This is a genomic window from Hylemonella gracilis str. Niagara R, assembly GCF_000600295.1.
In the GTDB taxonomy this organism is placed as follows: Bacteria; Pseudomonadota; Gammaproteobacteria; order Burkholderiales; family Burkholderiaceae_C; genus Hylemonella; species Hylemonella gracilis_A.
Map to the genome: position 1 here is coordinate 2,271,354 of NZ_JEMG01000001.1, position 21,450 is coordinate 2,292,803.

Consider the following 21,450-nt stretch of genomic DNA (forward strand, 5'->3'; position numbering starts at 1 on the left):
TATACCCTGGTGACGGCTCGCAAGACGCTCGAGTTTGATCAATGCAAAAAGCCCGCTACAGATTATGTAGCGGGCTTTTGCTTGGCCTTGCGGCCATTTGGCTCCCCGACCTGGGCTCGAACCAGGGACCTACGGATTAACAGTCCGGCGCTCTACCGACTGAGCTATCGGGGAATATTCGGTTTTACAAATTGTCGCTTGTCGGTCAGTGGTGGGACGTGCAGGATTCGAACCTGCGACCAACGGATTAAAAGTCCGCTGCTCTACCGACTGAGCTAACGTCCCACTCAGCGGGACGCCTTACAGCGTATTACGCCTGCCCCGACAAAGCAAAGATTATAGCGTGAATATTTTGGGTTTTTGATCGAGGCTTGATTTTGGTTTCTCTTTTTTTCGTGTCGACGTGCACGCCGTGCGCCATCCTCTTGCCATATGAACGCATCGCATGCCCCGCCCGAGCGCTTGCGCTTCAAGCGGCACCCGCCGTTGCGAGGTTGTTCAGGACCCATCCTGCAGCACAGAGACCGAACGTCGCGGTGACGGAAACCAGCGAGCCATAACCACTGCAGTTGAGACTGCCATCGCCACCGACCGCGCAGGTCTCATCGTCCTGACGCGGACCTCGAACCGCTTCCTTGCTGTACACACAGCTCACGCCCATTTTTCGTGGGGCCTTGTTCGCACCCCGAGCATGCTCTGGTGCGCGCGGCGCGCCATGCTGCTTGCGCAGTCGATACCGCAGTTGCGCGAGCAAAGGATCATGCGTGACGATGGCCAAGTCATCCACGGCCACCAGGTGCGCCTGCGTCTTGCCACCTGCCGCACCAACCGTGATGTAAGGCGTCGCCATGTGGTCCCGGGCCCAGGCCGCCAACGCCGTCTTGGCGTGAACCTGATCACAGGCATCAATGACGGCATCAGCGGTTGGACCGTGGGCAATCAAACCCGGCCAGTTGGCCGGCTCGACAAACTCCTCGAGGCAACGCACCTCGCATGCCGGGTTGATCTGCGCGATGCGCTCGCGCATGGCCTGCACCTTGGCCTGGCCCAGGGTGCCGTCGAGCGCGTGGATCTGACGGTTGATGTTGGACTCGGCCACATGATCCATATCGATCAAGGTCAAGCGCCCGACGCCACTGCGAGCCAACCCTTCCACCGCCCATGATCCGACACCGCCGACCCCCACGACCACCACATGGGCAGCACGGATGCGCGCCGCGCCAGCCTGGCCATACAGACGGGCCAAGCCGCCGAAACGGCGCTCCAGATCGGGGGGCTCGATGTCCGCTGCTTGCATCATGTGTTGATCATGTCCGGCTTCGGGGAGATGGATGCCAGCCGCTGCGGGCGGCCGGCAACCCCTGGATCGACCCAATCTCAGCCGCAGGGGCTTGCCAGAACCCCGTGGCTTATTTCTTGGTTCCGCCCTGGGTCGAAGACACGGCGGGGGCCGCGTCTTTCAAGCGTGGCAGGCGTTGTTTGGCCGTGGCCGCAGCATCAGACTTGGGATAGGCCTTGATCAGCTCTTCGAGGGTCTTGCGGGCACCCTTGGTGTCCTTCAACTCAACCAGGCAATTGGCAATGGCCAACACCGCCTCCGGGGCACGCGCATGGTCTTGCGCCTGGCTCAGCAGCAAACGGAAGTTTTCGATGGCTTCCTTGTAGTTCTGGGTTGCGTATTGAGAATTTCCCAGCCAAAAGAAGGCCGAAGGCCCATAGCCACTGGACGGATACCGCTTGATGAATTCGGCGAAGGCATTCTGGGCCCCCGCAAAATCGCCTTTGCGGAACAAACCCAGACCTGCCTCAAAGTCCCGATTCTCGACGCGCTCCGCCAGAAACTCGCGCCCGTCGACGTTCACCCGCTCGGGCTCGAGCGCGCGCACGCGCTCTTCCATCGCCGCCAAGGCATCCTTGTACTGCCGTTGGGCATCCACCAACGCACGCGCGGACACTTCGTCGCGGCCGATCAAGCGCGCATTGTCAGAGCGCAGGTTGTCGATCTGAGTCTGCAAATCAATCAGGCTGCGGCGCAGCTGAATGTTCTCCTCGGTCAGGCGACGCAACTGCTCTTGCTGGGTCGTGGCACGTTGCTCATAGTCCAGGCGCATCACGTCGACACGCTGGCGCAACTCCAGGATCGCTGCGCGCGCCTCATCGTCACCAAACAGGGCTGCCGACGCGGGACCGCTCAACCCCAGCAGCCCAGTACAGCCAAAGCAACAAACAAGCACCAACCGGCGCGCAACGATGGAGGACATGGAAACAGAAAGCTGCCTCATGGATGCCGAGCTCGCGGATTCTCAAGCCTGTGCAGAAGGAGTCGAGGCCTTAGCCCGCTCAGCGGTAGCTGATCTCGGTACGCCGGTTCTGAGACCAGGCCGATTCGCTGCTGCCTTCCGCGACCGGCTTTTCCTCGCCAAAACTCACGGCCTCCATCTGAGCCTCGGACACGCCAAGCAAGCTCAGCGCGCGTCGCACAGCCTCGGCACGGCGCTGCCCCAGCGCCAAGTTGTACTCGCGACCGCCGCGCTCATCCGTGTGCCCTTCGAGCACGACCTTCAGCGCGGGATCGCTGGCCAGATAGCGCGCCTGGGCCTCGATGAGCTTTTGGAATTCGGGCTTGATGACGTAGCTGTCGTAGTCAAAATAGACCAGCCGCCCTGCGGCCATGGCCGCTGCCTGCAAAGAAGCCGCCGTGGCGCCACCGGTCCGAGGAGCCGTCTCCGGCATCGGCATCGCCTGGGGTTGACCCACCGAGCCCACCGCTCCGCCATCCGCGACAGCCGCACTGCCCTGACCACCGGCCGGCGTTTCGGCACCGGCCTGAGGATCGAGACTGACCGACGAACATGCCGCCAAAGTCAGGGAAAACAAAGCAATTCCCAGGAATTTCAGTTTCATCATGATGGGCTCCTTGCTGTCAAAAGTGAGAGGACTGTACCCCAAACAGGGCAATCGAAATGTTAAGAAGTATGAAATCCGTGCGGCCCCAAACACAGGCAATGCATGCATTTATTGCCGGATAAAAACGGATGAGGCAGGATGGACTCGAAAACCAACGATGTCCGTCGGTGCGCCGTACTTTGCAGTACCGCGCAATACCCGTCAGCGCTGCATGTTGCCCTGGCCAATTGCTGAACTGGCCGAGGCAGCACCGGGGCTGATGGCGCCAACAAACGGGCCCCAATCCGGCTCGCGTATATCGCCACTCTGTCCGCTCAGCCGTGCCTTGATCGCGCCGTCCAGGGTCGTGGTCATCAAGGCCTCGCGATCGTTCTGCTTGGTCGCGTACAACAGCAGACGGCTATTGGGGGCGAAGCTCGGGTTCTCGTCCGCCGCGGTGTTGGTCAGCATCGTCGCCGCCCCGCTGGCCAGATCCATCACATGCAACTTGAATTCGCCGTTGATGCGGGAGATGTAAGCCAACCAACGTCCGTCCGCGCTCAAGGCGGGGGAGATGTTGTAAGTCCCGGTGAATGTCACGCGCTCGGGGTTGCCACCCTTGGCTGGCAGACGGTAGATCTGCGGACTGCCACCCCGGTCACTCACGAAGTAAATGAAACGCCCATCGGCAGAATAGGTCGGTTCAGTATCAATGCCGTTGGAACGGGTGAGCCGCACGGGTTCAGCCGCGAGGTTGTTCAGATCGAGGGTATAGAGCTGGGAGCCGCCATCACGACTCAAGGTCACCGCCAGATAGCGGCTGTCGGGTGACCAGGCCGGCGCGCTGTTGGACCCCCGAAAACTCGCCACCAGCCGGCGGCGGCCGGTGGACACCTCGTGGATGTAGACCACCGGGCGGCGTGACTCGAAGGAGACATAGGCCAGTTGGCGACCATCGGGTGACCAGGTCGGCGAAATGATGGGCTCAGGGCTGGAGAGCGCGGGCTGTGCTGCTTCGCCATCGGCGTCGGCCACCCATAGGCTGTGTCGCTGGTCCGTCTTGGTCACGTAGGCGATGCGGGTCGAGAACACGCCCTTGTCTCCCGTGAGCTGCTCGTAGACGTAGTCGGCCACGCGGTGTGCCGACAAACGCAGATCGGCTGCAGTGACGAGGAAGCTCTGTCCACCCAGGTCCTTGCCCGCGACCACGTCCCAGAGACGGAAACGCACGTCATACCTGCCGTCGGCCATGCGGGTCACGCTGCCCGCGATCAAGGCATCCGAGCCGGCTTGACGCCACAGGGCCAAGTCAGGACGGGTGCTTTCATCCAGTCCATCGGCTTTGAGGGCCACGTTGCGAAACTGCCCGCTGCGCTCCAGATCGGCAAGCACGATGGCGCTGATCTTCTGCGGAACACCCGCCTCGCCACGGAAGGGCGCGATGGAAAACGGCACCTGGGTCAAACCCACACCCGCGACCTCCACGCGGAACTGCGCTTGCGCGGTCGCGCAAACCAGCAGGACGAAGCTGCCCACCCATACCAAGAGCAGGCGTTGAAGGTGACGATGGAGATTCAACAAGAGATGCATGGTTCAGCCACGGGATGCCCTTCAGCTTCGAAGGCCTTGCGCACCTGGGCGCAAGAACGAGGCGTGATCATACCGCCAGGCCACTGCGCATCAGCGTGAAAAACAGCTCATTGAGCGCATGGTTTGGTGCGGATTTAACAGCCATAACACTGGACACGCAGGCTGATCGACGCAGCCACGGGCGCGGCCTGCACGCCATCTGTACGTTAGACTGCCGCCCTCCGCCGGTATCCGACCATGAACGACGCTTCTCCCGTCCCCTCTGCCCCGCAAGCCTCGCCGGGCCTATTCTCCCGCCTGCGTCGGGTCTTGCCGTACTTCAGCCATGACAAGGGCGCGTGGGCCGTGCTCATACTTTGCACCTTGCTGGTAGCGGCGTGTGAGCCCGTCTTGCCCGCGCTGATGAAGGTGTTGCTGGACCATGGCTTCGCGACGGACGCCTTCAATCCTTGGCTGGTGCCCCTGGCGCTGATCCTGCTGTTTGGCTTGCGTGGCCTGGCGGGCTACATCGCGGACCTGACCCTGGTCAAAATCACCAGCAACGGCGTGTTCCATCTGCGCAGCGATCTGTTCAAGCACATGCTCGATGCGCGCCTGACACTGTTCAGCGACCGCTCCGGCAGCGCGCTGACCAACACCATCGTTTACGAAATCACATCCGGCACCAGGCAACTGATTCCCACCTTGATGAGCGCCTCGCGCGATGTCCTCACTTTGGTGGCCTTGCTGAGTTACCTGTTCTATGTGAACTGGCAATTGACGCTGATTGTCGGCCTGCTCTTCCCGGCCATCGCCTGGGTGGTGCGCACGGTGTCGCGACGGCTCTACAAGCTCACGCGCGCCAGTCTGGGCGCAACGGAAGAACTCGCCTATGTCGTGGAAGAGAACGTGCTGGCGCACCGTGATGTGCGACTGCACGGTGCCCAGGCCAGCCAACGTCAACGCTTTGAAAAACTGGGTCGCGCCTTGCTGCGCCTGCAATTCAAGTCAAGAGTCGCTTCCTCGGCCATGACACCGCTGACCCAGATGCTGGCGGCCATCGCCTTGTCACTGGTGATCAGCATCGCGCTGATGCAAAGCGCGCGCGGCGAGGCCACGATCGGCAGCTTCGTGTCCTTCATCACCGCCATGCTGATGCTGCTCACGCCGATGAAGCATCTCTCCGGCGTGGCCAATTCACTCACGAATGGACTTGCCGCCCTGGAGCGCGCCATCCGCCTGGTCGATGACACCCCACTCGAAAGCGGTGGTGACTATCGCCCACCGTCTCCGGAGCATCGGGCCCGGGGGGAAATCCGCTTCGAGCAAGTCAGTCTCACATACGCCGACGCACAACGTCCGGCCATCGACGGCCTGGATCTGGCCATCGCGCCCGGCGAAACCGTGGCGCTCGTGGGCGCCTCGGGCTCCGGCAAAACCTCGCTGGTTAACCTGCTGCCGCGTTTCATCGAGGCTCAGCAGGGGCGCATTCTGCTGGATGGCATACCCCTGCCGAATTGGAATTTGCAAGCCCTGCGCGCCCAGTACGCGTTCGTGAGCCAGCATGTCGTGTTGATCAATGACAGCATCGCGGCCAACGTCGCGCTGGGGGAAGCCAAGCCGGACGAGGAACGGGTGCACCAAAGCCTGCAAGCCGCCAATCTGGGCAGCTTCATCGCCAACCTGCCTGAAGGCATCCAAACCGTCGTGGGTCACAACGCGACGCAGCTTTCCGGTGGCCAGCGTCAGCGCCTGGCGATCGCACGCGCGATCTACAAGAACGCGCCCATCCTCATCCTCGACGAGGCCACCTCCGCCTTGGACACCGAGTCCGAACGCGCCGTGCAGGAGGCCCTGGAACGCTTGATGCGCAACCGCACCACCCTGGTCATCGCGCACCGCCTCTCGACCGTCCAGCATGCGGACCGCATCATCGTCATGGAGGCTGGCCGCATCGTTGAGATGGGCAAGCACGCGGACCTGATCGAACGCAACGGTCAGTACGCGCGGCTCTACAAGCTCGGGCTGCACGAAACCCCCTGAGGGTCAGGCGGCCGCCGCAAGGCTCGAATCAGACGACGAGCGTCACAGCAGCACGATGTCGTACTGACCCTGCCACATCCCCGCCTCGCTCTGCAGGGAGATCGGCTTGCCGATGAAGTCACTCAAGCCAGCCAAGTGCTGGCTTTCTTCATCCAGCAGCAGCTCGATCACCTGCGGCGCGGCGAGCACGCGGAATTCACGCGGATTGAACTGCCGCGCTTCACGCAGGATCTCCCGCAGTATCTCGTAAGCGACGCTGCGCGTCGTCTTCACCTGGCCGGTGCCCTGGCAGTGAGGGCAAGGCTCGCACAGCATGTGGGCCAGGCTCTCGCGGGTGCGCTTGCGCGTCATCTCCAGCAGACCGAGCTGCGAGAAGCCGCCCAACATGGTCTTGACGCGGTCGCGCGCGAGCTGTTTGCGGAATTCCGCCAGCACGGCCTCGCGGTGATCCTCGCGGGTCATGTCGATGAAGTCGGCGATGATGATGCCACCCAGATTGCGCAAGCGCAGTTGGCGTGCGATGGCCCCGGCCGCCTCCAGATTGGTCTTGAAGATGGTGTCGTCGAAATTGCGGGCGCCGACAAAACCGCCGGTGTTCACGTCGATCGTCGTCAAGGCCTCGGTCTGGTCCACGATGAGGTAACCGCCGCTCTTGAGGTCCACGCGCCGCCCCAGCGCGCGCGCCACTTCCTCGTCGATGCCGTAGAGGTCGAAGATGGGGCGTTCGCCCTTGTACAGCTCCAGCTTGGTCGCGGCGCCAGGCATGAATTCCTGACCGAAGGCGCGCAAGGCCTGGAACTGCTCGCGCGAATCGACCTTGATGCTACCCGTGCGTTCGCCCACCAGGTCCCGCAGCACGCGCTGCAGCAGGTTCAAGTCCAGGTGCAGCAGGGACCTGGGGGGCAGGCGTTGGGAGGCCTCCTTGATGCGCGCCCAGGTCTTGCGCAGGTAGGCAATGTCCTCGGCCAGCTCGGCGTCCGTCGCCTCTTCGGCATTGGTGCGCAGAATGAAGCCGCCCGCCTTCTTCTCGCCTCCGGCCTCGCTCACGAGCTTCTGCAGGCGTTGCCGCAGCGCCTCGCGCTCGGCCACCGGAATCTTCTGCGACACGCCGATGTGATCGTCCTGCGGCAGGAACACCAGCAGCCGCCCGGCGATGCTGATCTGCGTCGACAGCCGCGCGCCCTTGGTGCCGATCGGGTCCTTGATGACTTGCACCATCAGGGACTGGCCTTCGAACACCTGCTTTTCGATGGGCTCCGGCGTCTCGCGCTGTGCCGCGCGCGCGGCGCTCAGCGTTTCACCTTCGGCCGGCGGATGCCAGACATCGGCCACATGCAGAAAGGCCGCTCGCTCAAGACCGATGTCGATGAAGGCGGACTGCATGCCCGGCAGCACCCGCGACACCTTGCCCAGGTAGATGTTGCCCACCAGCCCCCGCTCGACCGTGCGCTCGACATGCAGTTCCTGCACGGCGGCGTTTTCCACCACCGCCACGCGCGTTTCCTGGGGCGACCAGTTGATGAGGATTTCTTCCATGACAGGGAGGTGTGGAATGGGTCAGAGGGTGAAACCGAAGGCGCGCAACAGGCCGGCGGTTTCGAACATCGGCAAGCCCATGATGCCAGAGTAGCTGCCGCTGAGGTGCTCGATGTAAGCCGCCGCCCTGCCCTGCACCGCGTAGGCACCCGCCTTGCCCATGGGTTCGCCCGTGGCCACGTAAGCCGCGATCTGGGCACGGCTCATGGGCGCGAAACGCACGCGGGAATCACTCAGCATGGATTGCCGTTTGCGCGCGGTGCCCACGGCCACCGCCGTCAGCACACGGTGCGTTTTACCCGCAGTCGCAGTCCCCGTGCCACCGGCGAGTTCCGCCAGCATGCGCCGCGCATCCGCCGCGTCGGCTGGTTTGCCGTAGATGCGCCGCCCCAGGGCGACGGTGGTGTCGGAACACAGCACGGGCGCGGCCGGCAGGCCACGCCGCCTCAAGCGCGCCAGTGCCGCGTCCAGTTTGAGCTGAGTCACCCGTTGCACGTAGGCAGAGGGCGCTTCACCCGGTTTCACCGCTTCCAGCGCCTCGGCATCTTCGTCGGCGTCGGGCAACAAGAGTTCATGACGGACCCCCAACAGTTCCAGCAGCTGACGACGACGGGGGCTCTGGGAGGCGAGGTAGATGAAATCAGCCATGCAGGGCCTTCGGTGGTGGAGGCGCGCCGCGGGGCGCGCATGCTGTCATTCGCGGTGGTAAGGGTGTCCAGCGTTGATCGACCAGGCGCGGTACAGCTGCTCGACCAACAGGACCCGCACCATGGCGTGCGGCAAGGTCAGGTCGGACAGACGGATGCGCTCGTGGGCCGCTTGGCGCAAGGCGGGCTCCAGACCATCCGGGCCGCCGATGACCAGGGCAACGTCGTCGCCCTGCAACTGCCAGTCCTTGAGCTTGCCCGCCAGCGCCACCGTCGTCAACGACGTGCCACGCTCGTCCAGGGCGACCATGCGCGCGCCTTTGGGAATGGCCTCTTCGATGCGCTTGCGCTCGGCAGCCATGAGCTGCTCCACCGTGCGCGAACCGCGCGGCTCGGTCTTGACCGCCTTGAGTTCGACCTTGATTTCAGCTGGAAACCGCTTGGCGTAATCGTCCCAGGCCGTCTGGGCCCAGTCGGGCACACGCTGGCCGACCGCGACGATCAGCAGTCTCATGGCCTGGCATCAACCCTTGCGGGCTGTGCCCTTGCTGGCAGTCGACTTCTTGGCCGGTGCCTTGCTGGCCACCGTCTTCTTCACCGGCGCTTTCGAGGCCTGTGATTTGGCGGGCTGGGCTCTCTGGGCTGCCGGCTTCGTGCTGGACGGCTTTTTCGCGGCCGCAGACTTCACCGCTGTAGATTTGCCGGATGGCTTGGGGGCGTTGACCTTCACAACCTTGGGAGCGGCCTTGGGAACGGGCTTGGCCGCCTTGCGCGCCGGCGATTTGCCGACTGCGGTCTTGGAAGTCTTGGATGAAGCGGTCTTCTTGCCGGCGGACTTGGCAGCCGTCTTTTGCAACTGGGCCTTGGACGGGAATGCTTCGGCCGTACCCTTCTTCGCCGCGCTGGAACGCTTCAGGCTGGTGGTGGACTTGGAGCTGCTGCGGGGTTCTTCGGACTTCTTAGGGGCAGCCTTGGCCACCGGCTTTTCAGTGCCATGCTTCAGACGCACAGGCTTGTCGCCCCACAGGTCCTCCAGGTGGTAATACTGGCGTATGGCCGGCTGCATCACATGCACCACGGCCGGGCCGCAGTCGACGATGATCCACTCGCCGTTGTCCTCGCCCTCGGTACGCGGCTTGGCGAAGCCCGCTTCACGCACCGCGTCGCGCACGCTGACCGCCAGGGCCTTGGTCTGCCGATTGCTGGTGCCAGAGGCGATGACGACACGCTCGAACAATGGGGACAAATGCTCGGTGTTGAACACCTGGATGTCCTGGGCCTTCACGTCCTCCAGACCATCGACGATGGCCCGTTGGAGTTTCTGGATGTCTTTTTTGACGGCGTTGTCGGTCGTCGTGGTTTCTGGCTTCATCAAGTGGTCTGGTAAAGATGATGGGTTTCAATATAACCCGCAACGGCGGGGCTGACCAGCAATCGCAAATCCGGGGGAACATCCGGGTTTGCCGCGACTTCAGCGCGCACGCCCGTGGCGCTGTGCTGCATCAGCGGCATTTGCAGCTTGCGGTATCGCGATGCCAGCGCCTGGGGAGGGGTGAAGCTCTGCGCCCGCCCTTCCCAGTCACGGTCCGCATGGCAGATCAGGGCCAAGGCCACCACGGTCTGCCAGTCGTTCCAGGTGGTCAGGGCCTCGGCCTGGTCCTGGCCGAGCACGAGGAAAAATTCCGCGCCGGGGTATTCGGCACGCAGCTCGCGCAACGTGTCGATGGTGTAGCTGGGGCCGGCCCGGCGAATTTCGCGCTCGTCGAACACCAGACGGGTTGCGCCCTGGGCGAGGCCGCCGAAAGCCAGCCGACACATCGCGAGCCGGTCGGCGGCGTCACTCAAGGTCCGCGCCTTGTGCCAGGCCTGTCCCGTGGGCACGATGTGCAGCACATCCAGGCCGAGCTGGAGCAGAGCCGCCTCGGCCAGGGCCTGGTGCGCCAGATGCGGGGGGTCAAACGCCCCACCGAACACGCCGATCTTGAGCGCCATCAGACCGCGCCCTTCAGCCAGTCCCGTCGCGGCAGGAAGTGGAGGTACAGCGCTTCCTCGGGCGAACCCGGCTCGGGAGTCTGCTGGTAGGCCCAGCTGGCCAACGGGGGCATGGACAGCAGGATGGACTCCGTGCGCCCGCCCGACTGCAGGCCGAAATGCGTGCCGCGGTCCCAGACCAGGTTGAATTCGACGTAACGGCCACGGCGGTAGAGCTGAAAGTCGCGTTCGCGCTGGCCATGGGCCATGCCACGGCGGCGCTCGACGATGGGCAGGTAGGCGCCCAGAAATGCATCGCCCACGCTGCGCAGAAGGGCAAAGCTGCGCTCAAAGCCCAATTCCGCGAAATCATCGAAGAAGATGCCGCCCACGCCGCGTTGCTCGTTGCGGTGTTTCAAGAAGAAGTATTCGTCGCACCATTGCTTGAAGCGCGGATGCAACTGCGGCCCGTAGGGCGCGAGTGCATCGCGGCAGCTACGGTGGAAATGCACCGCGTCCTCTTCGAAGCCGTAATACGGCGTGAGGTCCATGCCGCCCCCGAACCAGCACACGGGTTCCCCGCCCGCTGGTGTGGCGGCGATCATGCGCACATTCATGTGGACCGTGGGCACATAAGGGTTGCGCGGATGGAACACCAGCGATACCCCCATGGCCTCGAAGGGCGCCCCCGCCAGCTCAGGACGGTGCTGCGTGGCCGAGGGCGGCAACTTGGCGCCGCGCACATGCGAGAAGCCGCAGCCCGCACGCTCGAACACAGCGCCACCCTCCAGAATCTTGGTCAGGCCCTCACCCTGCAGGGGCTCACCCGGCTCCTTGCGCCAGGCATCGGCCAGAAAGACCGCCTGTCCATCGGTGCGCTCGATCGCCTCGGTGATACTGTGCTGCAAACCCTGCAGATACGCCCGCACGGCCTCCAGATCCGCCACGGCAGCGACGGCATTCATGCCAGAAGACGCATTCATGCCTTGCCATCCTCGCGCGGCGTGGTGCTGTCGAGCAGGCGGATGGGTGCGGCGTCCTTGGGGTGGTAGGCCGAGGCATGCGGCTGCAGCGCCGCCGCGATGCGCGCCATGTCCACTGCTTCGTCCCCGGTCAGACGCAGAAAGTCCAACACCCGAACTTCGCGTTCACGGTAGTTCAGCACCATCATCCCCAGGGGAACGTCGGCCTGTACCGCCACGCGGTAGAAGCCGCTGCGCCAGCCCGGCATGTACTTGCGCGTGCCCTCGGGCGCCAGCGTCAGCCAGAAATAGTCGCCTTGTTGCCGCGCGGTTTTGATTTGCGCCACGGTGTCACTCACCATGCCCTGCGCACCCTTGCCTCGCTCGATGGGAATGCCGCCGAAGGAGCGCAACCAGGCCCCGAGCAGCGGAATGCGGAACAAGCTGGCTTTGGCCCAGTAGTGGAAGGGAACACCCATGGCCCATTTGGCCGCGTAGGCGAAAACGGGGTCCCAGTTGCTGGTGTGCGGGTAGACAATCAGCACGCCTTGCCGCGCCGGCAAGCCCTCGAATTGAACGCGCCAACCCAGGCGGCGCAGCACCCAGCGACCGACCGCGCTGCCGGGAAACTGCACCGGATGCGGAGAGGAGAAATCACTCATGAAACACGATCGGGCCTGCGCCCTCAACCTTTGCGTATGGCGTGGTGGCCGATGTCCTTGCGGTACTGCATGCCATCGAAGCGGATGCTTTCCAGCAATTCGTAGGCGCGCATCTGAGCCTGCCGGGTCGTGCCACCCAGGGCCGTGGCGCACAGCACGCGCCCGCCGGACACAAGCACCTGCGCGTCCTTGCCTTCACCGTTCAGCGTGGTGCCAGCATGGAACACCACGCCCTCCTCGCCGTCCGCGGGCAGACCGGTGATTACGTCACCCTTGCGCGGGTCCAGCGGGTAACCATGCGCCGCCAACACCACGCCCAGGGCGATGCGCCGGTCCCATTCCAACTCCATCTGATCCAGCTTGCCCTCGGTCGCGGCCAGCAGCACGTCCAGCAGGTCGGTCTTGAGCCGCATCATGATGGGTTGCGTCTCCGGATCGCCCATGCGGCAGTTGAATTCCAGCGTCTTCGGGTGCCCGTTGGCGTCGATCATCAGGCCGGCGTAGAGGAAGCCCGTGTAGGGGATGCCGTCCTTTTCCATGCCCTTGATGGTGGGCAGGATGATCTCGCGCATGGCGCGGGCATGCACCGCGGGCGTGACCACGGGCGCGGGGGAATAGGCGCCCATGCCTCCGGTGTTCGGCCCCAGGTCACCATCCAGCAGGCGCTTGTGGTCCTGGCTGGTGGCCAGCGCCAGCACGTTCTTGCCATCGCAGAGCACGATGAAACTCGCTTCCTCGCCCTGCAGGAACTGCTCGATGACCACACGCGCGCCACCTTCGTTGTGCGTGACACCCAGCTTGTTGTCCAGCAGCATGAAGTCCACTGCCTCATGCGCCTCGGCCACGGTCGTCGCCACCACCACGCCCTTGCCCGCCGCCAGGCCATCGGCCTTGACCACGATGGGCGCGCCCATCTTGTCGATGTAGGCATGTGCGGCCACCGGGTCACTGAAAGTGTCGTATTCGGCCGTGGGAATGCCGTGGCGCTTCATGAAGGCCTTGGAGAAGGCCTTGGAACTTTCGAGCTGCGCCGCCGCCCGCGTGGGGCCGAAGATGCGCAAGCCGTGGGCGCGGAACTCGTCCACCACGCCCGCTGCCAGCGGTGCTTCAGGGCCAACGACCGTGAGGCCAATCTTTTCCTGCTGAGCCCACTCACGCAAGGCTTTGGCGTCCGTCGCGCTCAGGTGGGGCAGATTCACCAGACGCTTGTCCCGCGCCGTGCCGCCGTTGCCCGGCGCCACGTAGACCACCTGCACCTTGGGCGAGGCGGCCAGCTTCCAGGCCAGCGCATGTTCGCGGCCGCCGCCGCCGATCACTAGAACTTTCAAGCGAGTACTTTCATTCACAAGGACGCGTTGTGGTACACGTCCTGAACATCATCCAGGTCCTCGATCACGTCGAGCAGCTTCTGCATCTTCTCGGCGTCCTCCCCCGACAACTCAATGGTGTTCTCGGCACGCATGGTCACACCTGCCACTTCGGGCTTGAGGCCTGCGGCCTCCAGCGCGTTCTTCACCGCTTCGAAGTCGCCCGGCGCAGTCAGCACCTCGATGGCACCGTCCTCGTCGGCGATCACGTCCTCGGCCCCGGCTTCCAGGGCGACTTCCATCACCTTGTCCTCGCTGGTGCCCGGCGCGAAGATCAATTGGCCGCAGTGCTTGAACTGGAAGGCCACGGAGCCTTCCGTGCCCATGTTGCCCCCATGCTTGCTGAAGGCGTGGCGCACTTCGGCCACGGTGCGCACGCGGTTGTCCGTCATGGTGTCCACGATGATGGCCGCGCCGCCGATGCCATAGCCCTCGTAGCGGATTTCCTCGTAGTTCACGCCTTCCTGGTTGCCCGTGGCCTTGTCGATGTTGTACTTGACACGGTCGGCAGGCATGTTGGCGGCCTTGGCCTTGTCGATGGCCAGGCGCAGGCGCGGGTTGGCGCTCGGGTCGCCGCCGCCGGCACGGGCGGCGACGGTGATTTCACGGATGATGCGGGTCCAGATCTTGCCGCGCTTCTCGTCCTGGCGGCCTTTGCGATGCTGAATATTGGCCCATTTGCTGTGTCCAGCCATAAGGTTTCCTTCTGGGGTCCTCGGGTTTTTTGGTAGGCTAGGAAAAGTTTGCGATTGTATTCCCTGGCCCCGACATGACATCCCCCCTCCTGATCGCGCAACACGGCGACATCCAATGCCTGCTGCGGCCTGACAAGGCCAACCGCCATGGTCTGATCACCGGCGCCACCGGCACCGGCAAAACCGTCACCTTGCAAACCCTGGCCGAAGGCTTTTCGCGCATTGGCGTGCCAGTCTTCATGGCCGACGTCAAGGGTGACCTGAGCGGCCTCTCCCAACCCGGGCGCATCGGCGACAAACTGGCCGCTGTGCTCAAGGAGCGCGGCCTGGAAGCGCCCGCGTCCACGGCCTGCCCCACCACCCTCTGGGACGTCTTCGGCGAACAGGGACACCCGGTGCGCGCCACCGTCAGTGACCTCGGCCCCCTGCTGCTGGCCCGCATGCTGGACCTGAACGAGACCCAGGAAGGCGTGCTGCAACTGGTCTTCAAGATCGCGGACGACCAGGGCCTGCTGCTGCTCGACCTGAAGGACCTGCGCGCCATGTGCCAGTTCGTTGGCGAAAACGCGGCGCAGTTCAAGACCGAGTACGGCAATGTCAGTGCCGCCAGCATCGGCGCCATCCAGCGTGGCCTGCTGCAGATCGAGGCCCAGGGCGGCGAAAAATTCTTCGGCGAGCCCATGCTGGACATCGCCGACTTCATGCAGACGGTCTCGGGTCTAGGTGTGGTGAACATCCTCGCCGCCGACAAGCTGATGACCGCGCCCCGTCTCTACGCGGCCTTCCTGCTGTGGCTGCTCTCGGAACTGTTCGAGCAACTGCCCGAAGTGGGTGACCTGGACAAACCCAAGCTGGTCTTCTTCTTCGACGAAGCCCACCTGCTCTTCAGCGACGCGCCCAAGGCGCTGCTGGAACGCATCGAACTGGTGGTGCGTCTGGTGCGCAGCAAGGGCGTGGGCGTGTATTTCGTGACCCAGAACCCACTGGACATCCCCGACACGGTGCTGGGCCAACTCGGCAACCGTGTGCAGCATGCGCTGCGCGCCTATACACCACGCGACCAAAAAGCCGTCAAGACGGCGGCGGACACCATGCGCCCCAACCCCGCGCTGGGCGACATGGCGCGCGCCATCACCGAACTGGGCGTGGGCGAAGCGCTCATCAGCTTCCTGGATGACAAGGGCCGCCCCGGCGTGACCGAACGGGCCTGGGTGCTGCCGCCCGGCAGCCAGATCGGCCCCGTCACGCCGCAGCAGCGGCAGGCCCTGCTGGCCAGCTCGCTGGTCGCGGGCGTCTACGAAAAAACGCAGGACCGTGAATCGGCCTTCGAGAAGCTGGCCCAGCGCACGCAAGAGAAACAGGCACAGCAGACTCAGCAAGCCCAGGCGCAGCAGCAAGAAAGCGGCGGTTTGCTCGGCGGCCTGGGCGACATCCTGGGTGGCGGATCCAAACGCACCCGCGCCAGCGCGGGCGAACAGCTCATCAAAAGCGCCGCCAGCTCCATCGGCCGCGAAGTCGGGCGCCAGATCATCCGTGGCGTGCTGGGCGGCATCTTGGGCAAACGCTGAGCTTAGATTCGTCATGAAAAAACGCGCATTGATCACCGGTGCGACCGCGGGCATCGGAAAAGCGTTCGCCCGCGCGCTGGCGCGGCGAGGCTGGAACTTGGTCATCATTTCGCGCGATACCGCTCGCATGGATGCATTGGCTAGCGAGTTGCGACAGCAGCATAACGTCTACATCGACGTCGTCACAGCTGATCTGACCACCTCCACTGGTCTCGCCTTAGCCACTGCCGCCGTGCGGGATTCGGACAGGCCCGTCGACCTACTCATAAACAACGCTGGAGCTTCTCTGGCCTTATTGTTTGGCGATACTCCCATCGCCGACGAGGATTGGCACCTAGATCTGCTCGTACGAGCGCCCATGCACTTGATGGACGCGGCCCTCAAGACGATGAGCGCACGCGAGAACAGGAACGACAAAGGTGCCATCGTCAACGTAGCCAGCGTCGCGGCCTTCGCGTTGAGTGGCACCTACTCCGCGCACAAGGCTTGGTTGGTCAACCTCTCTCAGTGGGCGCATTTCCGCTACAAAAACAAGGGTATCCACGTCATGGCCTTGTGTCCGGGCTTCGTGCGCACGGAATTTCACCAGCGCAGCAACTTGGATATCTCTGACATTGACGATTGGATGTGGCTAGACGCCGATCGCTTGGTCGCAGGTGCCCTTCAAGACCTAGATCACAAAAAGGCTATCAGCATTCCGTCCCTGCGCTACAAATTTCTTGTATTCATGACACGCATCATGCCTGCATTCATCGTTGCCGCGCTAGCCAAGCGAGGGCGATGATCACGGGCGCGAACTTCACGCTCGAAGCTGGTGACGATTACGCCCAAGACTCTCGATTTAGAAACGCAAAGGGGTTTCATGACCGAAGCAAATGATCGCGGCGCAATGGCTGCAACATTACATTCTTCGACCAGGTAAGCTCTGAGCAAGAGCACGGTTCTTGCGTGGTGAACTGAGCCGCCCAATGGAGCATGAGCGATGAACCAGATCAGTTTCGCTGATGCCGAGCAGGCGGGCAAAAGGAAGACGACGCGGCTCGAGGTGTTTCTGGCCGAGATGGAACTGGTCTGTGGATGGCGCGCAAGAAGCTGATGGCGATGATGGGAGTGGTCCGTGTGCAGGGGGCGTAGGCCCTCGCCGAATGTGCCTAATGGCACCGCGGCGACCGTGGAGTCGCAGGGCCTGCTGGATCGTTTGGCTTGGTAGATCGCCAAGCAGCCGTTTTATGACTTGATCAGACGTTCCCTAGGCGCCGGGCATGCTGCAACTGTCCGGCCCGCATTGCAAGGCCGCGCCCTCCTGTTGCACATGGTCGTTCGGAATTTGTGACTGCAGCCATTGCGCGAACGCCTCCGGCCGGCCCAGGTAGGAACTCAGATCAATAGGAACAAAACGCCCTTCGCTCTCCAGCACCAGCGTCGGAAATCCCTGTGCGCCGACACGGCCCATCAGCGCCCGAGTCGCCGCGATGTGCGCGCGAACGCCCTCACCCAGTGTGGCACCCAGGGCACCGGCAAAGGCGTCGCGTGGCAAACCGAGTTCGGCCGCGATGTCGATCAACACCGCCCGGTCCGCGATGCGTCGCCCCTCCAGATAGTGCGCCGTTTGCAGGCGGGCGAGCATGTCCAGCCCACGCCCAGCCAACTGCTCGGCCACCAGCATGGCGGCGGTCGGCGGCTCGGAGTCGAAGACCACGCTGGTGTCACGCAGCAGGCCGTCGAAATAACTGGCACCAAAGGGCTGCCCGCTGACTTGGGCGATGCGACGGTCGTGCGGCATCACGTAGTCGCGCAACTGCGCGCTGACCTGCTGACGCCGCGCACCTGCCATCATGCCGCCGCCATGCGCCTGCACGGCCACGTGCTGGCGCGCTTCCTTGATCAAGGGGGCCGCCGCGTAGCACCAGCCACAGAGCGGGTCGTAAATGTAGTGTAGGGTTGAAGTGCTCATGGCGTTCCTTTCACGTGGGCTGCTGGGCACCTACGGTCTGGTGCCCAGCAGTGATTCAAATGATTCAGCGGCCTGGCGTGGTGTTTACCACTTCATCTCGCCTTTATTGACCTTCGCGCCGATGTCGAGGGCGATGCCCAGGCCCGCGTCCGGGTAGGCCCTCTTCATCGCCGCGATCAGTTCGGCGGAGTTCTGGGTACGACCCAGTTCCTGCTCGAAGCGGACCAGATAGTCCCGCGTGTAGCGAATCGCGCTTTCGTCCTGAGCCGCACCCGCTGCGGCATGCCCTGGCACCACGATAACCGGCTTGAGCGCCAGCAATTCGTCGAGTTGGGCCAGCCACGCCTTGCGTTCGCTCAGCTTCTGGGTATCGGCCGTCCAGACATGGAGATTGCCAAAAACAGCGATGTTGCCAACGACCGCCTTGATCGACGGAATCCACACATAGGGACGATGCGCCAGCTCACCGGTCCTGCCACGAATCTCAATGGTTTCTCCATCGACCGTCAGGGTATTGCCCTGCAGAAGATCGGGCACCAGCGGCTTGCGCGGTGCATTCGCGCCCAGCTTCGGCCCCCAGAAAGCGAGCTTGCCGGACAACTTGCTTTGAATCTTCTCGCGCACCGCCGGCGTGGCCAGCACCTGCGCCTGGGGAAACTGCTCCTTCAGCACCTCGGCCCCGAAATAAAAATCCGGATCGGCATTGCTGATCAGAATGGTTTTCAGCGTCTTGCCGCTGTCGAGCACGTTGGCGGCCACGCGCAGGGCATCGGCCCGTGTGAAACCGGTGTCGATCACCAGCGCCTCGGACTTGCCGCTGACCACCACGGCGTTGACGTGGAAGCTCGTGGCATCCGCGTTGTACACCTTGAGTTGCAGCGGGGCGGCGGCTGTCTGCGCGCCGGCAGTTCCGGCCGCCATGACACCAAAGGCCAGCAGCGGCAGCAGTTTTTGAACGAGGGAGGTCGGGAAGAACATGACGATTTCCTGGACTTGGTTGAGAGGAACCGCCACTGTATTCAAGCCAATTCAGTAGATAAACAACCGATTTTCAGATTATTCATTGCACAATTCGGCGCAATCAAACGCCTCGTGAGGAGTTGCGATGGACCGCATCACCGCTGCCCAAGTATTTGTCACCGTCGCAGAGCGGGGTAGCCTGATCCAGGCCGCCGAGCAGCTGGAAATGTCCGCAGCCACGATCAGCCGCTATCTGGTGTCGCTGGAAGACTGGCTGGGCGCGCGACTCTTGCACCGCACGACCCGGCGCGTCACACTCACCGACGCGGGCCAGTTGGCCCTGCCCTCGTGCCGTCAGCTGCTGGAAACGGCCGATGAGGTCAAGCAAATGGCCGGCAACCTGCGTCAGGAGCCCAGAGGGCGTCTACGGCTCACCTGCGCACTCTCGTTCGCCGAGGCGCAGTTGACCGCGGCCCTGATTGAGTACCAGCAACGCCACCCGAAAGTCCAAATTTCCCTCACCACCACCGACCGGGAAATCGACCTGGCCGCCGACCAGATCGACCTGGCCGTGCGCATCAGCAACACCCTCGAACCCACGCTGATCGCCCGCCCACTCGCCACCTGCCGCTCGGTGATCTGCGCAAGCCCGGACTACCTGCTGCGCCATGGCACGCCCACCCACTTGGATGAGCTGGCACGGCATCGGTGCCTGGTGCATGCGCTGGTCAGCGCGACCCAGTTCCGCTTCCGGCAAGGCGACAAGATCGTGGAACCGACGGTGGACGTGAGTTTCACGACCAATGAAACCGCCATCCTGCGACGGGCCCTGTTGTCCGGCGGTGGTATCGGCATTCTTCCCACCTACTACGTCAGCGAGGACATCCAGCGGGGCGCGCTGGTCCCCTTGTTGAGGGACTACCCACTCGAAACCATGGGCATCCACGCGGTCTTCCTCTCACGCCAGCACCAACCGCTGGCCTTGCGGCTGCTGGTCGATTTCCTGGTGGAGAAGTTTGGGGGCGAGGAACCGGTGTGGGATCGGGGCCTCAACGGCCCCAGTATGTGGCCGTGAAGTCAGCGCGAGCGCGGACGGAATCCGCAACTGACATCGCCCGCCCGCTACTCATCCACCAATACTGTGCTGTCCAGCAGCTTGCGCGCTTTCTCGGCGAATTGAGCGTCTTTGCTTGACTCCACGTATCGGTGATAGAAGCGCAATTCAAAGCCCATCCCTTTGCGCTTCAACGATCCGCAGGACAGCACATACTGCTCACTCCATCTTTTTTCCTGCGCTTCTGGGCTTGGCTGTACACGCTCCAGCAGCAGATGGATTCTGGCGCATCGGGCGTCTTTGGGGTCTTCGATGACCTCGAACGTGTTGATCTTGAAGTTCTTGTTGCCTTCGTATCCTTCGATGATGTTGCGCTTGATCGTCCCGATGTAGTTGGCCATGGGCTCAATCGGCGCATCGAGCCTCATCATGTAAGCCTCGATTTCCATGCTGTCCGTTGCTGAGCCTGCATTTTTCTTGAGGTTCACCCCTCCGCCTGGCCTGGTCATGACCCATCCCTCCTCGTCGGGCGGCAGAAACTTCAAGGCAAAGGATGATCCATCCTTGAACGAAATCCCCACTTGAATCGGCTTGGATTGCCGGCCATCGGCCTCTTCGGCATGGGCATGAACACCCAAAATCGCGAGAGCCGTCAAAAGAAAGATTCCGTATTTCACGATGATGTCTCCTGCTACTCAATTCGGTGCAGACGTCGGACGAACACTGCGAGAGGCGAAGTATTCATTGACGGATTGCACGCCAAATAGGCCCCAAAGAATGAGCGCAGCAGTGAGCAAGCTGTTGAGCCAAAGACCTGAATAGGAGAGTTGGCTTGTGAGCCAAGTTGAAGGCCAAACGCTTAACGCTGCGATAGGCGCGATGGGAACGAGCACCAGAGCCCAGCGAGCGCGCGGGTTGCGACTGGCGATGCCCCAAGAACCAATGCTCGCAAGCGAGAGCGCCAGAAAGAGTGCCAAGCCACCCCCGGATGCCCAGAGCTCTCCATAGGGCACTTTTCTTCCATTGACCGTCCAATCGAACACAGGGAAAGTAAGGAAGAAAAGTAGGATTGGGGACGCAACCATGGCGCCCCGGCATAAGACCTTGAGCGGCCGAGGAAGGTCTTGTGTGTTGCGCCAGCATTGGAGTATGGCGTTCATGACGTAGCTTGATGCCTAACTTTTGAAATGAATCGCTCTGGGTTGGCTAGAAGTTTTTGACCCATAGAAAACTTTGGAAAACTGAAAAAAAGTCTTTCATGTTTTGGCACGATCAAAAAAAACAGAAACCAGCTATTCGGCTGATTTGATTTCCTTGTCAATCTTTGCAGCTGCGCCTGTTGTCAACAACTCTTTCATTGCATTTGTGTTGGCTTCAATATTCTGGAGCTTATTCACTATTACGCTCAACACAACGAAGAACTGACCAATAGCTACGCTGCAGAATATAAAAATGAAGAAGAACAAGATCATCATTGGGGGTCCATTCTTCTCACCCAATACAAGGATGAAAGTCAAGACAGCAAATAACCCCCCGAACACGGTAAGAATCCATCCTAAAAAGGAGATTAGTTTTA

At 62.7% G+C, this 21,450-nt stretch carries 21 protein-coding genes, 2 tRNA genes and 1 pseudogene; 5 read left to right on the top strand and 19 right to left on the bottom strand.

The features are described 5' to 3' along the window. Positions 1–98: 98 nt before the first annotated feature. The 6 genes from AZ34_RS10495 to tolB all read right to left on the bottom strand — a co-directional run bounded on the left by AZ34_RS10495 (position 99) and on the right by tolB (position 4,476). Positions 99–174: transfer RNA gene (locus AZ34_RS10495), tRNA-Asn, on the bottom strand. Between the two features lie 35 nt (positions 175–209). Continuing rightward, positions 210–285, bottom strand: a tRNA-Lys gene (locus AZ34_RS10500). Between the two features lie 184 nt (positions 286–469). Further along, complete coding sequence (locus tag AZ34_RS10505) at positions 470–1,300, bottom strand: tRNA threonylcarbamoyladenosine dehydratase (RefSeq protein ID WP_051509687.1); 831 nt, start codon at positions 1,298–1,300, stop codon at positions 470–472. Between the two features lie 109 nt (positions 1,301–1,409). Next, positions 1,410–2,261 (bottom strand): tol-pal system protein YbgF, encoded by an 852-nt coding sequence (ybgF, locus tag AZ34_RS10510; RefSeq protein WP_051509688.1) that lies wholly within the window; start codon positions 2,259–2,261, stop codon positions 1,410–1,412. Between the two features lie 79 nt (positions 2,262–2,340). Next, entirely contained in the window at positions 2,341–2,907 is a 567-nt protein-coding gene (gene pal, locus AZ34_RS10515) for a peptidoglycan-associated lipoprotein Pal (protein WP_035607851.1), read from the bottom strand. Between the two features lie 201 nt (positions 2,908–3,108). Beyond that, the gene (gene tolB, locus AZ34_RS10520; protein ID WP_419670211.1) at positions 3,109–4,476 is read right to left on the bottom strand and encodes a Tol-Pal system beta propeller repeat protein TolB; all 1,368 of its coding nucleotides are present in this window, start codon (positions 4,474–4,476) and stop codon (positions 3,109–3,111) included. 237 nt (positions 4,477–4,713) lie between these two features. Between tolB and msbA the strand changes: the two genes are divergently transcribed. Further along, on the top strand, positions 4,714–6,498 hold the full coding sequence (msbA, locus tag AZ34_RS10525; RefSeq protein ID WP_035607854.1) for a lipid A export permease/ATP-binding protein MsbA: 1,785 nt from the start codon (positions 4,714–4,716) through the stop codon (positions 6,496–6,498). Between the two features lie 42 nt (positions 6,499–6,540). On the opposite strand, the gene rng is transcribed toward msbA, so the two are convergent. From rng to AZ34_RS10570, 9 genes are read right to left on the bottom strand one after another with little or no spacing between them, the layout of a single operon-like run. Further along, a complete protein-coding gene (rng, locus tag AZ34_RS10530; RefSeq protein WP_035607856.1) occupies positions 6,541–8,034 on the bottom strand; it encodes a ribonuclease G in 1,494 nt (497 codons plus the stop codon). Between the two features lie 21 nt (positions 8,035–8,055). After that, positions 8,056–8,682 (bottom strand): Maf family protein, encoded by a 627-nt coding sequence (locus AZ34_RS10535; protein ID WP_035607860.1) that lies wholly within the window; start codon positions 8,680–8,682, stop codon positions 8,056–8,058. A 45-nt stretch (positions 8,683–8,727) separates the two neighbouring features. Then, positions 8,728–9,195, bottom strand: coding sequence for a 23S rRNA (pseudouridine(1915)-N(3))-methyltransferase RlmH (rlmH, locus tag AZ34_RS10540; RefSeq protein ID WP_035607862.1), 468 nt, complete (start codon positions 9,193–9,195; stop codon positions 8,728–8,730). Positions 9,196–9,204: 9 nt separating this feature from the next. Continuing rightward, positions 9,205–10,053 carry a ribosome silencing factor gene (gene rsfS, locus AZ34_RS10545; RefSeq protein ID WP_035607865.1) on the bottom strand — a complete coding sequence of 283 codons (849 nt, stop codon included), beginning with the start codon at positions 10,051–10,053 and terminating at the stop codon, positions 9,205–9,207. Continuing rightward, complete coding sequence (nadD, locus tag AZ34_RS10550; protein WP_035607869.1) at positions 10,053–10,673, bottom strand: nicotinate (nicotinamide) nucleotide adenylyltransferase; 621 nt, start codon at positions 10,671–10,673, stop codon at positions 10,053–10,055. The genes rsfS and nadD overlap by 1 nt, the downstream gene beginning before the upstream one ends. Beyond that, positions 10,673–11,635, bottom strand: coding sequence for an oxygen-dependent coproporphyrinogen oxidase (hemF, locus tag AZ34_RS10555; protein WP_197026530.1), 963 nt, complete (start codon positions 11,633–11,635; stop codon positions 10,673–10,675). Before hemF ends, nadD begins: the two co-directional genes overlap by 1 nt. After that, positions 11,632–12,276: a 1-acyl-sn-glycerol-3-phosphate acyltransferase gene (locus AZ34_RS10560; protein WP_051509689.1), complete on the bottom strand. Its 645-nt coding sequence runs from the start codon at positions 12,274–12,276 to the stop codon at positions 11,632–11,634. The genes hemF and AZ34_RS10560 overlap by 4 nt, the downstream gene beginning before the upstream one ends. Positions 12,277–12,299: 23 nt before the next feature. Then, entirely contained in the window at positions 12,300–13,604 is a 1,305-nt protein-coding gene (gene purD, locus AZ34_RS10565) for a phosphoribosylamine--glycine ligase (protein WP_035607872.1), read from the bottom strand. Positions 13,605–13,618: 14 nt separating this feature from the next. Next, entirely contained in the window at positions 13,619–14,338 is a 720-nt protein-coding gene (locus tag AZ34_RS10570) for a YebC/PmpR family DNA-binding transcriptional regulator (RefSeq protein ID WP_035607875.1), read from the bottom strand. Positions 14,339–14,412: 74 nt separating this feature from the next. On the opposite strand from AZ34_RS10570, the gene AZ34_RS10575 reads away from it, so the two are divergent. The 3 genes and pseudogenes from AZ34_RS10575 to AZ34_RS18705 form a co-directional block, all read left to right on the top strand. Beyond that, on the top strand, positions 14,413–15,906 hold the full coding sequence (locus AZ34_RS10575) for a helicase HerA-like domain-containing protein (protein WP_035607878.1): 1,494 nt from the start codon (positions 14,413–14,415) through the stop codon (positions 15,904–15,906). A 13-nt stretch (positions 15,907–15,919) separates the two neighbouring features. Next, positions 15,920–16,690: an SDR family NAD(P)-dependent oxidoreductase gene (locus AZ34_RS10580; protein WP_035607881.1), complete on the top strand. Its 771-nt coding sequence runs from the start codon at positions 15,920–15,922 to the stop codon at positions 16,688–16,690. A 198-nt stretch (positions 16,691–16,888) separates the two neighbouring features. Then, positions 16,889–16,990, top strand: a pseudogene (locus AZ34_RS18705) (IS5/IS1182 family transposase); the annotation flags it as partial. 165 nt (positions 16,991–17,155) lie between these two features. Here AZ34_RS18705 and AZ34_RS10585 read toward each other — a convergent pair. Further along, positions 17,156–17,860 (bottom strand): DsbA family protein, encoded by a 705-nt coding sequence (locus AZ34_RS10585; RefSeq protein WP_035607884.1) that lies wholly within the window; start codon positions 17,858–17,860, stop codon positions 17,156–17,158. An 84-nt stretch (positions 17,861–17,944) separates the two neighbouring features. After that, positions 17,945–18,781: an MBL fold metallo-hydrolase gene (locus AZ34_RS10590; protein ID WP_051510142.1), complete on the bottom strand. Its 837-nt coding sequence runs from the start codon at positions 18,779–18,781 to the stop codon at positions 17,945–17,947. Positions 18,782–18,965: 184 nt separating this feature from the next. Between AZ34_RS10590 and AZ34_RS10595 the strand changes: the two genes are divergently transcribed. Further along, entirely contained in the window at positions 18,966–19,895 is a 930-nt protein-coding gene (locus AZ34_RS10595) for a LysR family transcriptional regulator (RefSeq protein WP_035607887.1), read from the top strand. A 47-nt stretch (positions 19,896–19,942) separates the two neighbouring features. Here the strand turns inward: AZ34_RS10595 and AZ34_RS10600 are convergent, their stop codons facing one another. Beyond that, positions 19,943–20,551, bottom strand: a complete 609-nt coding sequence (locus AZ34_RS10600) for a hypothetical protein (RefSeq protein ID WP_035607890.1) — start codon at positions 20,549–20,551, stop codon at positions 19,943–19,945. A gap of 615 nt (positions 20,552–21,166) precedes the next feature. Continuing rightward, entirely contained in the window at positions 21,167–21,349 is a 183-nt protein-coding gene (locus AZ34_RS19030; RefSeq protein ID WP_035607894.1) for a hypothetical protein, read from the bottom strand. Between the last annotated feature and the right edge of the window lie 101 nt (positions 21,350–21,450).

Bases quoted from the DNA above. Each gene is read 5' to 3' on its own strand.
- AZ34_RS10595 (WP_035607887.1), top strand. From the start codon at position 18,966: ATGGACCGCATCACCGCTGCCCAAGTATTTGTCACCGTCGCAGAGCGG.
- AZ34_RS10535 (WP_035607860.1), bottom strand. From the start codon at position 8,682: ATGGCTGATTTCATCTACCTCGCCTCCCAGAGCCCCCGTCGTCGTCAG.
- AZ34_RS10590 (WP_051510142.1), bottom strand. From the start codon at position 18,781: ATGGCGGCCGGAACTGCCGGCGCGCAGACAGCCGCCGCCCCGCTGCAA.
- rsfS (WP_035607865.1), bottom strand. From the start codon at position 10,053: ATGAAGCCAGAAACCACGACGACCGACAACGCCGTCAAAAAAGACATC.
- rlmH (WP_035607862.1), bottom strand. From the start codon at position 9,195: ATGAGACTGCTGATCGTCGCGGTCGGCCAGCGTGTGCCCGACTGGGCC.
- AZ34_RS10560 (WP_051509689.1), bottom strand. From the start codon at position 12,276: ATGAGTGATTTCTCCTCTCCGCATCCGGTGCAGTTTCCCGGCAGCGCG.
- pal (WP_035607851.1), bottom strand. From the start codon at position 2,907: ATGATGAAACTGAAATTCCTGGGAATTGCTTTGTTTTCCCTGACTTTG.
- AZ34_RS10585 (WP_035607884.1), bottom strand. From the start codon at position 17,860: ATGAGCACTTCAACCCTACACTACATTTACGACCCGCTCTGTGGCTGG.
- msbA (WP_035607854.1), top strand. From the start codon at position 4,714: ATGAACGACGCTTCTCCCGTCCCCTCTGCCCCGCAAGCCTCGCCGGGC.
- ybgF (WP_051509688.1), bottom strand. From the start codon at position 2,261: ATGTCCTCCATCGTTGCGCGCCGGTTGGTGCTTGTTTGTTGCTTTGGC.
- AZ34_RS10580 (WP_035607881.1), top strand. From the start codon at position 15,920: ATGAAAAAACGCGCATTGATCACCGGTGCGACCGCGGGCATCGGAAAA.
- AZ34_RS10505 (WP_051509687.1), bottom strand. From the start codon at position 1,300: ATGATGCAAGCAGCGGACATCGAGCCCCCCGATCTGGAGCGCCGTTTC.
- nadD (WP_035607869.1), bottom strand. From the start codon at position 10,673: ATGGCGCTCAAGATCGGCGTGTTCGGTGGGGCGTTTGACCCCCCGCAT.
- tolB (WP_419670211.1), bottom strand. From the start codon at position 4,476: ATGCATCTCTTGTTGAATCTCCATCGTCACCTTCAACGCCTGCTCTTG.
- AZ34_RS10570 (WP_035607875.1), bottom strand. From the start codon at position 14,338: ATGGCTGGACACAGCAAATGGGCCAATATTCAGCATCGCAAAGGCCGC.
- hemF (WP_197026530.1), bottom strand. From the start codon at position 11,635: ATGAATGCGTCTTCTGGCATGAATGCCGTCGCTGCCGTGGCGGATCTG.
- AZ34_RS10575 (WP_035607878.1), top strand. From the start codon at position 14,413: ATGACATCCCCCCTCCTGATCGCGCAACACGGCGACATCCAATGCCTG.
- rng (WP_035607856.1), bottom strand. From the start codon at position 8,034: ATGGAAGAAATCCTCATCAACTGGTCGCCCCAGGAAACGCGCGTGGCG.
- AZ34_RS19030 (WP_035607894.1), bottom strand. From the start codon at position 21,349: ATGATGATCTTGTTCTTCTTCATTTTTATATTCTGCAGCGTAGCTATT.